Annotated in this window: 13 protein-coding genes; 9 read left to right on the top strand and 4 right to left on the bottom strand. The window is 74.8% G+C overall.

Annotated elements, in window-relative coordinates:
- The first annotated feature begins 118 nt into the window (after positions 1-118).
- Positions 119-1,069 carry a S8 family peptidase gene (locus OG974_RS07065; protein ID WP_327281778.1) on the top strand — a complete coding sequence of 317 codons (951 nt, stop codon included), beginning with the start codon at positions 119-121 and terminating at the stop codon, positions 1,067-1,069.
- Between the two features lie 157 nt (positions 1,070-1,226).
- Here OG974_RS07065 and OG974_RS07060 read toward each other — a convergent pair whose 3' ends face one another.
- Positions 1,227-2,642, bottom strand: coding sequence for an amidase (locus OG974_RS07060; RefSeq protein WP_327281777.1), 1,416 nt, complete (start codon positions 2,640-2,642; stop codon positions 1,227-1,229).
- A 129-nt stretch (positions 2,643-2,771) separates the two neighbouring features.
- On the opposite strand from OG974_RS07060, the gene OG974_RS07055 reads away from it, so the two are divergent.
- From OG974_RS07055 to OG974_RS07020, 8 genes are all read left to right on the top strand, one after another.
- A complete protein-coding gene (locus OG974_RS07055) occupies positions 2,772-3,374 on the top strand; it encodes a TetR/AcrR family transcriptional regulator (RefSeq protein WP_327281776.1) in 603 nt (200 codons plus the stop codon).
- 74 nt (positions 3,375-3,448) lie between these two features.
- Positions 3,449-3,736, top strand: a complete 288-nt coding sequence (locus OG974_RS07050) for a DUF6225 family protein (protein WP_327281775.1) — start codon at positions 3,449-3,451, stop codon at positions 3,734-3,736.
- Positions 3,737-3,868: 132 nt separating this feature from the next.
- Positions 3,869-4,621 carry a MarR family transcriptional regulator gene (locus OG974_RS07045; protein WP_371645830.1) on the top strand — a complete coding sequence of 251 codons (753 nt, stop codon included), beginning with the start codon at positions 3,869-3,871 and terminating at the stop codon, positions 4,619-4,621.
- Positions 4,579-5,355, top strand: a complete 777-nt coding sequence (locus OG974_RS07040) for a DUF4037 domain-containing protein (protein ID WP_327285986.1) — start codon at positions 4,579-4,581, stop codon at positions 5,353-5,355. The genes OG974_RS07045 and OG974_RS07040 overlap by 43 nt, the downstream gene beginning before the upstream one ends.
- A 154-nt stretch (positions 5,356-5,509) precedes the next feature.
- The gene (locus OG974_RS07035) at positions 5,510-6,349 is read left to right on the top strand and encodes an alpha/beta hydrolase (RefSeq protein ID WP_327281774.1); all 840 of its coding nucleotides are present in this window, start codon (positions 5,510-5,512) and stop codon (positions 6,347-6,349) included.
- Positions 6,350-6,448: 99 nt separating this feature from the next.
- Complete coding sequence (gltD, locus tag OG974_RS07030; RefSeq protein WP_328761652.1) at positions 6,449-8,071, top strand: glutamate synthase small subunit; 1,623 nt, start codon at positions 6,449-6,451, stop codon at positions 8,069-8,071.
- A gap of 84 nt (positions 8,072-8,155) precedes the next feature.
- Positions 8,156-10,171 (top strand): prolyl oligopeptidase family serine peptidase, encoded by a 2,016-nt coding sequence (locus tag OG974_RS07025; protein WP_328761650.1) that lies wholly within the window; start codon positions 8,156-8,158, stop codon positions 10,169-10,171.
- A 74-nt stretch (positions 10,172-10,245) separates the two neighbouring features.
- Positions 10,246-11,550 (top strand): MFS transporter, encoded by a 1,305-nt coding sequence (locus tag OG974_RS07020; RefSeq protein ID WP_328761648.1) that lies wholly within the window; start codon positions 10,246-10,248, stop codon positions 11,548-11,550.
- A gap of 27 nt (positions 11,551-11,577) precedes the next feature.
- Here the strand turns inward: OG974_RS07020 and OG974_RS07015 are convergent, their stop codons facing one another.
- The 3 genes from OG974_RS07015 to OG974_RS07005 all read right to left on the bottom strand — a co-directional run bounded on the left by OG974_RS07015 (position 11,578) and on the right by OG974_RS07005 (position 13,030).
- A complete protein-coding gene (locus OG974_RS07015; protein ID WP_328761646.1) occupies positions 11,578-11,775 on the bottom strand; it encodes a hypothetical protein in 198 nt (65 codons plus the stop codon).
- A 91-nt stretch (positions 11,776-11,866) separates the two neighbouring features.
- Complete coding sequence (locus OG974_RS07010) at positions 11,867-12,529, bottom strand: hypothetical protein (RefSeq protein WP_327281769.1); 663 nt, start codon at positions 12,527-12,529, stop codon at positions 11,867-11,869.
- A gap of 81 nt (positions 12,530-12,610) precedes the next feature.
- Positions 12,611-13,030 carry a hypothetical protein gene (locus tag OG974_RS07005; protein WP_328761642.1) on the bottom strand — a complete coding sequence of 140 codons (420 nt, stop codon included), beginning with the start codon at positions 13,028-13,030 and terminating at the stop codon, positions 12,611-12,613.
- Between the last annotated feature and the right edge of the window lie 193 nt (positions 13,031-13,223).

Here is a 13,223-nt window from a genome sequence, read left to right as displayed (position 1 = left end):
GTGTTCGCCGCACGAGGTGCCCGGCCCCGGCGGCGCCCCGGGGTCCGGCGCGGCATCGCCGTCCGGGGGCCCGTCCGGTGTTCCGGGGGCCGGCGGCGTTCCCTCGGCCAGTGCGAGCGTGAGCGCGAGCCCGATGCCGTCCGGCCCGGTGGGGGCAAAGCCCGTCGTACGGACCGGAGTTCCGTGGAACCTCGACCGCCTCGACCAGCGCAGCCGCCCGCTCGACGGTAAGTTCACCGCGCGGGCCGACGGCAGCGGGGTGCACGTCTACGTGATCGACACCGGACTCGACGTCAAGCATGCGGAGTTCGGTGGTCGGGCGGTCCTCGGCGCCGACTTCGTTGGGGACCCGGACGCCGGTGACTGTTTCGACGGCAGCGGACTCGGTCACGGCACGTTCGTCGCCGGCATCATCGGCGGCAGCACGTACGGGGTCGCCCCGAAGGCGGGCATCGTGCGGGTCCAGGCGATCGCCTGCGAGGAGGGCAGCGGCCCCCACGCGAAGGACGTCACCCCGGGCACCGCGCCGGAGGATTCCGTCGTCAAGGCCGTGGAGTGGGTGACCGCCCACGCGCAGCGACCGGCCGTGGTGAACATGTCCCTCAACCTCAAGGGTCGTTCCACTGCCCTCGACGCCGCCGTCCAGCACATGATCGAAGCGGGGATCACCACGGTCGTCGCGGCCGGGAACTTCAACGACGACTCCTGCGGCCACTCCCCGGCCGGCGCCCACGGCGCGATCGTCGTCGCCGCCGCGACCGCCGACGACCGCCACTGGAGCGACGGGAGCAGCTTCGGCTCCGGCCACGGCCCCTGCGTGGACCTCTACGCCCCTGCGGAGAAGATCACCTCGGCGGTCGCGGGCGGCTCCACCGCCACCAGCGACTCCGCCGCCACCTCGTGGGCCGCCCCGCACGTCACCGGCGCCGTCGCCCTCTACCTGAGCGCACACCCCGCGGCGACGCCCGCCCAGGTCCGCAGCTGGCTCACCGAACAGGCCGTCCGCGACGTCCTGACCGGGGTCCCGGCAGGCACCCCGAACCGGCTGCTCCACACCGGCGGCCTGTGACGGTGGCCCGTGCCGGCAGCCTGGGCCGGCAGGCCGTGACGCCGGGCCGTGACTCCGGGCCGTGACGCCGGGCCGTGACGCCGGGCCGTGACTCCGGGCCGTGACGTCAGGCCGTGACGGTCACCGGGGGCCGCCGGTGCTGCGGGCCGCTCCGGTCTCAGCCCCGCGGGTCCACCGGCGTGAGCACCCCGAGCCGGTCCTCGATCGCCTGGGCGGCGTCCAGGCACAGGTCCTCCCGGAATGCGCGCCCGACGATCTGAACCCCGCACGGAAGCCCGTCGACCACCCCCGTCGGCACGGCCACGGCCGGGACGCCCACGAAGCTGGTCACCGTGCACAGCCGCATGCCCGCCCCGACCCGGTCGCGGCCCGCCCGGTCGCGCGACTCCAGCCCCGGCTCGACCGGCGGCTCGGTGAACACGGGGCCGAGCAGCAGCGGGTACTCGTGCAGGAACTCCGCCCATGAGCGGCGGATGTTCAGCCAACGGCCCATCAGTTCCACGAGCTCGTCGCTGCTCGCGGGCGGGGTCTGCTCCATCATCATCGCCACGTACCGGTCCCCGCCCGCGCCGAGCAGCGTGCGCACCACCGGCCAGCTCCGGGCGAACTCGGTCACGGTGATCCGGCCGTACGCCTCCAGGGCTTCGGCCATGCGCGGTACGTCCGCCACCTCGCGGACCTCGTACCCCGCGTCGCGCAGCGCCCCGGCGGCGGCCGCCACGGCCGCGCGCACCGCGGGGTGGACGCCCTGACCGCCGGGATCGGCCACCACCGCGACCTTCACCGGTCCGGGCAGGGGTTCCCCGTACACGGGCACGGGCACGGCCCGCGGGTCGCGCGGATCGGTGCCGGCCAGTGCCTCGTACGCCAGCCGCAGGTCGCCCACCGACCGCGCCAGCGGCCCGTCGGTGACGAGCATCTGGGACGCCGGGCCGGGGTCGTCCGGGCCGAGGACGCGGTGGTCCGCCGGGAAGCGGCCCGTGGACGGCTTCAGCCCGGCCACCCCGCAGAACTGGGCCGGGATGCGCACCGATCCGCCCGAGTCGTTGCCGAGGCCGAGCGCCGCCATGCCCGTGGCGACGGCCACCGCGTCACCCCCGCTGCTGCCGCCCGGGGTCCGGGTGCGGTCCCACGGGTTGACCGTGTCGCCGTAGAGCTCGCTGCGCGTGTGCATCCCGGCCAGGATCAGGGTGGGTACGTTGGCGTGCCCGATCGGGATGGCCCCCGCCGCGCGCAGCCGAGCCACCGGCGGCGCATCGGCCGGGGCCACCAGATCGCGGAAGCGCGGGGTGCCGAAGGTGGTCGCCGCGCCCTCGACGGGGGTGGTCTCCTTCACCGTGAACGGCACACCCGCGAGCGGCCCCAGCGGCGCCCCTTCGGCCCGCAGCCGGTCGGTGCGGGCGGCGGCCGTACGTGCGCGCTCCGCCAGGAGCTGGGTCACCGCGTTCACCTGCGGGTTGACCTCGGCGATGCGCTCCAGGTGGCTGTCGACCAGCTCGACGGCCGACACGTCCGCGCGGCGTACGGCCCGCGCCTGCGCGGCGGCCGACAGTTTCCACAAAGGATCCGGCATGGCGCGAACCCTCTCCCTTCCCTGTTCCGATGCACTTGCATCGGAACATTAACCCGAGAACCGATGCGCATGCATCGAATAAACTCAGCCGCACGGCAGGAAGCCTGCCGCGGGTGGGAGGAGACCGGGATGCCCAGGCAGGTGGATCACGACGGCCGACGCCGCCTCATCGCCGAGGCGGTCTGCCGGCTCGCCGACGAAAGCGGTCTCGAAGGCGTGACCCTGCGCGACGTCGCCGCCCGCGCGCAGGTCTCGATGGGCGCCGTGCAGCGGTGCTTCCGCACCAAGGACGAGATGCTCGTCTTCGCCCTCGGTTACGTCGGTGAGCGCATCGGCGAGCGCGTACGCGCCCGGCTCGTGCGGAGCCCGGCCCAGTCGGCCGGCACCGCACTGGGCCACGCGGCCACGGAGGTCTCCCTGCTGCGCGAGGAGCACCGGGCCGAGGCCAGGGTCTGGCTGGCCTTCGTCGCGCAGGCGGCCGTCAGCGAGCCGCTCGCCGAGACGCTGAAGGCGAACTACGCGGCCCTGCAAGAGTCGTTCACGCAGCTCATCGCAGAAGCCGCGGAGGACTCCGGCCGCTCCGCACCCCTCGATCCGCAGCGCGAGGCCCGCACCCTCCTCGCCCTCGCGGACGGTCTCACCGCACACGTCCTCATCGGACACCTCACCCCCCAGCAGGCGCAGGACGTGCTCCACGCGCACTTGGGCGGCCTCTGGACGCACTCCGGGTGAGTGTCGTCGCGTATGCGGGAAACCGACCGGCGTGCCGTGGCCATGGTGCACCCTCCGCGCTCTAATGTCGCCGCATGGCTGACACGTTCGATCACAATCCGCAGGTGTGGACCGCCGGCCGGCTCCGCGAGGCGCTGGCGGCACTGCCCGACGAGACCCCCATCCACATCGGCGTCGCAGACGGCCCCGGGGACTTCGAGGGCTACGGGGAGTACGTCCTCGTGGACGCCGAGCCGGTCGAGGTGGACCTCGAAGGCGAGGCCGACGCCGAGGGCGGCCACGGCGGCGAGGCGGGCCCCCGGGTCCAGTTCACGCTGTTCGCCGATGCCGTGGCCGGCGCCTACCACCTCGACCTGGACTGACCTCCCCGAGGCCGATGCCCCCGTCCGGCTCCCCTTCGGGGCCGGCCCAGGACCGGGCGGCGGCCGACGACGAGCCTGCCGTGCGCAACGTCCGAGGCCGCCGGGGCGAAGAGCCGCTTCCGGGCCGGATCGGTGCCCGTGTCCGCCGCCCCGCGGTCGACGTGGGCGGGCGCGCGGGCCGTCGTCGGGCGCACCAGCACGAGCAGCGAACGCAGCAGGAGGCCGGGGCGTAGCCGGCGAAGCGTCGGGTCGGTCGAGGAGCACCAGCCGGTGGACGAGCCGCGCCGCGTGCAGGGGCGGTCACGGTGGAACTCCACCTGTGTGGCGTCGAGTTCGCCGGACGCCCGACTCCACCCGACCGGCCTGCGGGCCCGGGTGCAGCTGCCCGACGCCGACCGGGCGGGCGAAACCGTCACTCCGGGTCGGTTCGGCGAAGCCCTCAAGCTCAACTCGGCGGGCACCACCGCCCTGCCCGACCGGCTGGAACGGCTGGGCCTGGTCCGCCGCCGCCGCGACGATCGCGACCGGCGCCGGGTCCTGCTGACGGTGGAGCAGCGGCCAACGACCCGGGCCGGCCCTTCTTCGGCCCGCTCACGGGCGGCCCGCTCGCCGGCGGCCCGGTCGATACGGCCGGGGATTCACCGCCTCCGAACTAGGCGTCGTGCAGAGCTACTTGACCGCGGGCCTGCCTGCCGCGGAGCCCGCCGAGGCGGCCCGAGCCGACCAGTTCCTAGCGGTGGGGGGCGCGGGCCCCTCCTCCCGACGGGGCGCCCGGCCGGAAAGCACTGGTCCGGCGCCGGGGCCGGTGCGAGACTCGCGTCGTGGAGACGATCATCAAGGACATGGCGCACCGCCTGGCCGGGGTACCCGGCGTGGTCGGTGTGATGCTCGGCGGGAGCCGGGCCCGCGGCGAGCACCGGCCCGGATCGGACTGGGACCTCGGGGTCTACTACCGCGGCGCTCCCGACCTCGCCGCACTGCGCGCGCTGGCCGGGCCCGAGGTGGACGTGGCCGCACCCGGCGGCTGGGGCCCCTGGGTCAACGGCGGCGCGTGGCTGCGGGTCGAGGGGAGCGCCGTCGACTGGATCCTGCGGGACCTGGACCGCGTCGGGCAGGTCTGGGAGGAGTGCCGCGAAGGCCGGTACGAGGTCGGCACCCAGGCCGGGCACCCGCTCGGGTTCTGGTCGCCCTGCTACGCGGGCGAGGTGGCGCTCGGCCGGGTGCTGGCCGATCCGACGGGCGAGCTGACGGACCTTCGGCGCCAGACCGCCGAATACCCCGAACCGCTGCGGGACGTGCTGACGGCAGCGGCGTGGGAGGCGGAGTTCCTGGTCGAGGGCGCGGCGAAGGGCGCTGCCCGGGGGGACGCCCTGTACGTCTCGCTGTGCCTGTCGCGGGCCGTCGGCGTCCTGGTGCAGGCGCTGTTCGCCGCGGACCGCCGCTGGTGCTTGAACGAGAAGGGCGCACTGGCCGTCGCCGAGACGCTGCCCGGCGCACCCGCCGGCTTCGGCCGGCGCGTCCGCGAGCTGCTGGGCGCGCCGGGCACCACCGGCGAGGCGCTGACGGCGACCGTCGCCGGGGCGCGGGACCTCGTCGCGCAGACCCGCGCCGCGCTGTAACCGGCGCGCCCGCCCCGCAGGCTCCCGCCCCGCAGGCTCCCGCCCCGCAGGCCCCCGCCCCGCGGCCTCCCCGCGGGCCGGCTCCCCCCGGGCCGCCGGCCCGCGGGGAAAACCCGGTTGCCGGGTCCGGAAACCGCTGACAAGGTCGGGGCCCATGCCCACCTTCACCGCCTCCGACGGAACCGAGCTCGCCTATCGGGTGTCCGGGGACGGACCCCCGCTGGTCTGCCTCCCCGGCGGGCCGATGCGCGACGCCGCCTACTTGGGACGGCTCGGCGGGCTCGGCGCCCACCGGCAGCTGATCCTCCTGGACCTCCGGGGCACCGGCCGGTCGCAGACACCCGCCGACACCGCGACCTACCGCTGCGACCGGCAGGTCGACGACGTCGAGGCCCTGCGCGAGCACCTCGGCCTCGACCGGATGGACCTGCTCGCCCACTCGGCCGGCGCGAACCTCGCGGCCCTGTACGCCGGCCGCCACCCGGACCGGATCGCCAGCCTCGTCCTGCTCACTCCCAGCGTCATGGCCGTCGGCATCACCATCACCGGCGGGACCCGGCTCGACACCGCGCGGCTGCGCGGGGACGAGCCCTGGTACCCGGCGGCGTACGCGGCCCTGGAGGCCGTCGTCGCCGGCCGGGCGACCGCGGACAGCCGGCAGGCGATCGCCCCGTTCCTCCACGGGCGCTGGGACGACGCCGCCCGCCGCTTCGAGGCCGCCGACGACCTGCAGAAGAACGGCGAGGCCGCGGCCGCCTACGCCGCCGAGGGCGCCTTCGACCCGGCCGCCACCCGCACCGCCCTCGCGGGGTGCGGGGCACCCGTGCTCGTGCTCGCGGGCGAGTACGACGTATCGCTGCCGCCGTCCGCCGCGGCCGAGTACGCGGGGCTGTTCCCGCGGGCCCGCCTCGTCGTCCAGCCCGGAGCCGGCCACGCCCCCTGGCTCGACGACGCCGAACGGTTCCTGGCCGCCACCTCCGCCTTCCTGGGCTGAGGCCGCCCACGGGGAGCCCGGCCGCCGCCGGGAAGCCGCGCCCGAGGCGGCGTAGCCTGGTCTGACCGCCGTATCCGCCTGTGACCAGGGAGGCGGCGCATGACCGATCCGTACGGGTTCCTCAGGACCCCCCGCAACGCCGTCCCGTCGCGCCCCGCGGACCAGCGGCTCGGCGACTGGCGGGAGGTGCACGCCGGGCAGACGCTGCTGCCCGTGGTGTCCGAGCAGGCGAACCGCTGCATGGACTGCGGCGTCCCGTTCTGCCACGGCGGCTGCCCCCTGGGCAACCTCATCCCGGAGTGGAACGCTTACGCCGCGCACGGCGACTGGCGGGCCGCAGCCGAGCGGCTGCACGCCACCAACAACTTCCCCGAGTTCACCGGCCGGCTCTGTCCGGCGCCCTGCGAGGACTCCTGCGTACTGGCGATCAACGCCGACCCGGTGACCATCAAGAACGTCGAGGAGACCATCGCCGACCAGGCCTGGGAACGCGGCTACACGCCGCCGGCGCCGCCCGGCCGGCTCAGCGGGCAGACCGTCGCCGTCATCGGATCCGGCCCGGCCGGGCTCGCCGCGGCCCAGCAACTGACCCGGGCCGGGCACACCGTCGTCGTGTACGAGCGGGCCGACCGGATCGGCGGCCTGCTGCGCTACGGCATCCCCGCGTTCAAGATGGAGAAGGTGCACCTGGAGCGGCGGATCGCCCAGATGCGCTCCGAAGGCACCGTCTTCCGCACCGACGCAGACATCGGTGGCGCCATGGACGCGGCCGCCGTGCGCCGGCGCCATGACGCGGTCGTCGTCGCCGTCGGCGCCGCGGAGCGCCGGGAACTGCCCGCACCGGGCCGCGGGCTGCGCGGCATCCACCAGGCCATGGACTACCTGACCTGCGCGAACCGGGTCTGCGAGGGCGATCACGCGGCGCCCGCGATCACGGCCGAGGGCCGGCACGTGGTGATCGTCGGCGGCGGGGACACCGGCTCGGACTGCTTGGGCACCGCCCTGCGGCAGGGAGCGCTGTCGGTGGTCCAGCTCGACATCCGCCCGGAACCGGGCCCCGACCGGCCCGATGCCGAGCCCTGGCCGCTGGTGCACCCGCAGGTGTACCGGATCTCCCACGCCCACGAGGAGGCGCGCGGCCGCCACGGCTCCGACCCCCGGGTCTTCTCCAGCGCGACCATGCACTTCGCAGGCGACCCGGCCGGCCGGGTACGGGCCCTGCACCTGACGGCGGTGGAGCCCGCCGGGAGGCAGCCGATGCCGGGCACCGAGCGGGTGATCGAAGCCCAACTGGTCCTGCTGGCGCTCGGCTTCTCCGGCCCCGAGCGGAACTGCCGCCTCGGTGAACAGCTCGGGCTCGCCCGCGACGGCCGGGGGAACTTCGCCCGGGACGCGCACTACGCGGCCCTCGGTGAGCCACCGCCGCAGGGTGCCGGGGAACCGCCGCCCCCGCACGCACAGGCTCCGTGCGCCAAGGCGCCGCCCTGGGCCGAGGCCCCGACCGCGGGCGTGCCACCGGCCTGGGGCGCGCCACCGGCCCGGTCCCCGCTCCGCCGGCCCGACGGGGTCTTCGTGGCCGGCGACGCCGGGCGCGGCCAGTCCCTGGTGGTGTGGGCCATCGCGGAGGGCCGGGCCGCGGCCGCCGCCGTGGACCGCTACCTCACCGGCTCAACGGCCCTGCCCGCCCCCGTCGGCGCCCACGACCGGCCGCTGTCCGCATGACCGGCCCGCCCCGGGAGCGGGCCCGGCGCGCCCGCTTCGACGGGAGCGGCTCCGGCGGGCCCCGCGGGGCGGCACAATCGGGGGGTGACTGCTGAAGATCCTTTCCTGTGGCTGGAAGACGTCGAGGGCGGGGCCGCGCTGGCCTGGGTGGGGGAGCGCAACGCCGAGACCGCCGCCGCGCTCACCGGCGACCCGCGCTTCGAAGCGCTGCGCGACGAACTGCGCGAGGTCCTCGACGACGCCGACCGCATCCCGTACACCGTCCGCCGCGCCGCGCACCTCTACAACTTCTGGCGCGACGCGGACCGCCCGAAGGGCGTGTGGCGGCGTACGACGCTGGAGCAGTACCGCAAGGACGATCCCGCCTGGGAGGTGCTCCTCGACGTCGACGCCCTCGCGGCGCAGGAGGGCGAGGAGTGGGTGTGGGCCGGAGCCCGGGTGCGGTACCCGGACTACCGCAGGGCGCTGGTCCAGCTGTCCCGGGACGGATCCGACGCCGTCGTGGTCCGCGAGTTCGACCTCGCGGAGCGGGCCTTCGTCGAGGGCGGCTTCGAGGTCGCGGAGGCGAAGACGCGGATCGGCTGGATCGACGAGGACACGGTCTTCCTCGGCACCGACTTCGGAGCGGGCTCGCTGACCGCCTCCGGCTACCCCCGTACGGTCCGGCGCTGGCGCAGGGGCACCCCCGTCGCGGACGCCGGGGTCGTCTTCGAGGCAGAGGCCGGTGACGTGTCCGCCGCCGGCTGGCACGACGCGACCCCCGGCCACGAGCGCGACTTCGTCTCCCGCTCCACCGACTTCTTCCACCACGAGCTGTACCTGCTCGCCGACGGCGACCGGCTCGTCAGGATCGACGTGCCGGACGACGCCGGGAAGTACGCGTACCGGCAGTGGCTGGTCGTCACCCCGAAGACCCCCTGGCTGGGACACCCGGCCGGCTCGCTCCTCGCCTTCGACTTCGACGCGTTCCTCGCCGGGGACCGCACCGCGCACGTGCTGTTCGCGCCGGACGAGCGCACCGCGCTGGCCGGCCACAGCTGGACCCGCCACCACCTGATCCTGGAGACGCTGGCCGACGTCGCCACCCGCATCGAGGTCCTCACCCCCGGCCCGGAGGGCTGGAGCCGCCGTCCGCTGGCGGACGTGCCGGCGCTGTCCTCGGCCACCGTCACCGACACCGACCCGGACGTCAGCGACGAGTACTTCCTCGACATCGACGGCTACCTGCAGCCCTCCACCCTCGCGTACGGGCACATCGGCGCCGACTCCGAGCCGATCAAGCAGGCCCCCGCCCGGTTCGACGCCCGCGCACTGTCGGTCCGCCAGTTCTTCGCGACCTCCGCCGACGGCACCCGGGTCCCGTACTTCGTCGTCGGCCCCGCCGGCCAGGACCGGCCCGGCCCCGCGCTCCTCTACGGGTACGGCGGCTTCCGCGACCAGCAGACCCCCGGCTACAACGCGCTGACCGGCCGCGCCTGGCTCGCCCGCGGAGGCACGTACGCGGTCGCCAACATCCGCGGCGGCTCCGAGTACGGCCCCGCCTGGCACCGGGCCGCCCTCGGCGCGAACCGGGTACGGGCCTTCGAGGACTTCGCCGCCGTCGCCGCCGACCTCACCGCCCGGGGCATCACCACCCCCGACCGGCTCGGCATCACGGGCGCCAGCAACGGCGGCCTCCTCATGGGCGCGATGCTCGTCCGCCACCCGGAGCTCTTCGGTGCGGTCGTCGCGAAGGTGCCGCTCCTGGACATGCTCCGCTACCACCGCCTGCTCGCCGGGGCCTCCTGGGTCGCCGAGTACGGGGACCCCGACAGCGAAGCCGACCGGCCCCACCTCGAAGACCTCTCCCCCTACCACAACCTCTCCGCGGACCGGCCCTACCCGCCCCTGCTGCTGATGACCTCCACCCGCGACGACCGCGTCCACCCCGGCCACGCCCGCAAGACGGCCGCCCGGCTGCGGGAACTGGGCCACCGGGTGCTCTTCCACGAGAACACCGGCGGCGGACACGGCGGAGCCAGCGACAACGAACAGGCCGCCGTCAACCACGCCCTCGCCTACACCTTCCTCTGGCAGCACCTGGGCGCCGGCGCGAGCTGACCGGACCCGGCCGCGCCCGAGCACCGGGAAAACCCGTTGCCCGGGCGCGGGCGGGTCACGCACGATGATCCGTCGTGAGTACCACCCGCCTGTCCGGCCTGCTTCCCGACCTCGCCCCGTGGCGTTCGAGCCGTGATTTCCGGCTGCTCTTCTTCCAGGGCGCCGTCACGTTCTTCGGCTCCTTCATGGCGATGATCGCCCTCCCGCTCCAGATCAAGCACCTGACGGACTCGCCGCTCGCGGTCGGTGCGATGGGTGCGGTGGAACTGGTCCCGCTGGTCGTCTTCGGCCTGTACGGCGGGGCCCTCGCCGACGCGCTCGACCGGCGGCGGCTGATCCTGCTGAGCGAGGCCGGACTCGGGGCGCTGGCCCTCGTGCTGCTCGTGAACTCCCTGCTGCCGAGCCCGATGCTGTGGCCCCTGTACGTGGTCGCGGCCGGCGTCTCGGCGCTAGCCGGGCTGCAGCGCCCCGCCCTGGACTCGATGATGGCCCGGATCGTGCCGCACGAGCAGCAGACCGCGGCCGCCGCGCTCAACGCGCTGCGCTACCAGATCGGTGCGATCGCCGGACCGGCGCTCGCCGGCCTGGTCGTCGCGTACGCCGGCTACCCGGCCGCCTACGGAGTCACCGTCGGCGGCTTCGCAGTGTCCGTCGCGCTGTGCACCAGGCTGTCCCCGGCACCTCCGTCGCCCGACTCGGAACGGCCCTCGCTGCGCGCGATCGCCGAGGGCGCGCGCTACGCGTGGAGCCGGCCGGTGCTCCTCGGCACCTACGCGGTGGACCTGGCGGCGATGTTCTTCGCCTTCCCCAACACGATCTTCCCGTTCCTCGCGGACGAGCTGGACGCCGTGTGGGCGCTGGGCCTGATGTACTCGGCGGGCGCCGTGGGCTCCCTCGTCCTCGGGATGACCAGCGGCTGGACCTCACGGGTACGGCGGCACGGGCTGTTCGTGGTGTGCGGAGCCGCGGTCTGGGGTGCGGCGATCGCGGCGGCCGGCTGGTTCACCGACATCCGGGTGGTGCTCGTCTGCCTGGCGGTCGCGGGCGCCGGCGACATGCTGAGCGGCCTGGGCCGGGCGACGATCTGGAACCAGACCATCCCCGAGGAGCTGCGCGGGCGGCTGGCGGGCATCGAGGTGCTGTCGTACAGCGTGGGTCCGCAGCTGGGCCAGGTCCGCGCGGGCACCGTCGCGGGCTGGACGGGCACCCGGCCGGCGTTCTGGAGCGGCGGCCTGATGTGCGTGGCGGCGGTCGCGGCCCTGTCCGCGCTGCTGCCGAAACTGGTGACCTACGACGCGGAGACGGACGAGGACGCGCTGCGCCGCCGCGCGGCGAAGCGGGCGGACCACCCGGACGCCACCCCCGCACCCGCCGCGTGAGGAACGACCCGCGCCCGGGACGGCCGCCTAGCCCGGCGGCCGGTGCCCGGGCGAGGGGTTGCGGTCACGGCGGGCCGGCGGGCGGTCGGCGGGTTCCGGCCGGGACGGCGGGCCCACGACGTACTGGTTCTCGACGAGGTGCTCGTAGATCTCGAAATCGACGGCCTGCCAGTGCCCCATGTCGCCGTGGACGGCCCGGAACTGGGCCGGAGTCGGACTTGCCACTGTTCCCACCTCTGCTCGGAGGCTCGCTCCCTACGACGCTAGAGCACTTCCCGAACCCGTGCACTCCCTGAAGGCGCTGCGCCCACCGGTCCTAAGCGGCGGGGACGGACTCGGCCGAGAGGCCGGCCAGGTCCAGTGCGCGGTGCATGGCGGGCAGGTCCCAGGGCTCGTCCCGGTCCTCGTCACCGGCGGCGCCCGCGGCGGCGACCAGCGAATCCAGCTCCCGCGGCGCCAGCCGGTACTCCTCGGCGGCGTCCAGGAGCTCCTGTGCGGCCCGGCCGTGTCCGGCCAGCAGGTCGAGGACCTCCCCGCGTTCCGCGAAGCGGTGCATACCGCAGTCCAAGCCGTCGTCCGAGAGGTCTTCCGGATACGGCGCGCGGGCCCAGGCGCCGTTCTCGTACCAGTAGACGCAGCCCAGCTCCCAGCTCCCGACCAGCTCGCGCAGCGTCTCGTACGGGAGCCAGTCCGGGCCCTGCGCCAGCACGTCCACGCGGGGCTCGTGCCACTTGACGCCGCTCGACTCGTCCTCGCCGTAGAGCACGAAGCGGCCCCGGCCCATCCGGGCCAGGGCCCACCACGTGCAGCCGGCGTCGTCGAGACGGAGTGCGCCGGCGTCGATCCAGTGGCCGGTGCGGTGGACCCCGCGGCCCTCCGCCGCCGTCGTCGCCTCAAGTACGGCGACCAACGCCCAGCGGGCCCACAGGAGTTCCGCTGCGGGCAGGTCCTGGGGCCGGCCCGGCCGATGAATCGTCATGCTGTCCGTGCTCCCCGTGCCGGTGACGTACGCGTACCGGCACGAGGGTATCGGCGATGTCCGGATGCCGCCGCCACACCGTCAGGGCTTCGTCGTCCGCGGGACGTCGGTGCACAGGGCCCACACCACGAAGACGCCGAGGGCGATGGCGATGATCGACCAGACCGGCTGGTACGGCAGCCACATGAAGTGGAAGATCACGTACAGGCAGGTCAGTGCGATACCGGTGATCCGGCCCGCCTCCGAACCCTTGAGGATCGCCGCACCGGCCACGAGTACGAGGATGCCGACGATGAGGTGGATCCAGCCCCAGGTCGTGAGGTCGAACTTGAAGGTGTAGTTACCGATGTGCTGGTACACCTCGTCATTGGCGATGGCGACGATGCCCTCGATGATGGCGAACACGCCGCCGACGATCATCAGGACACCTGCGAACATCGTGCCGCCCGCCGCCCAGCCGCTGCTGGTACTGCGAGGCGTGGTACTCGGCGTGCTGCTCATCTCGCCGCCTCTCTCTCGGGTGCGGGACCCGGGTCCGCACGTCACGTCACGTCGGTCCCGTACACCATTTAGCGCACCACTCCCGTGGGGGCGCACGTCGGGGCGTGACGGCCCGGCGCGCAGAGCGTGAGCGGACGGGAGGGCGGCGGTGTGCGGCCTCGCGCGCCCGCCGGCGGCCGCGCGAGGCCGGCCA

The organism is Streptomyces sp. NBC_00597 (assembly GCF_041431095.1).
In the GTDB taxonomy this organism is placed as follows: Bacteria; Actinomycetota; Actinomycetes; order Streptomycetales; family Streptomycetaceae; genus Streptomyces.
The sequence above is the reverse complement of the archived record's forward strand: the minus strand, read 5'-3'. Positions and strand labels throughout refer to the sequence as shown.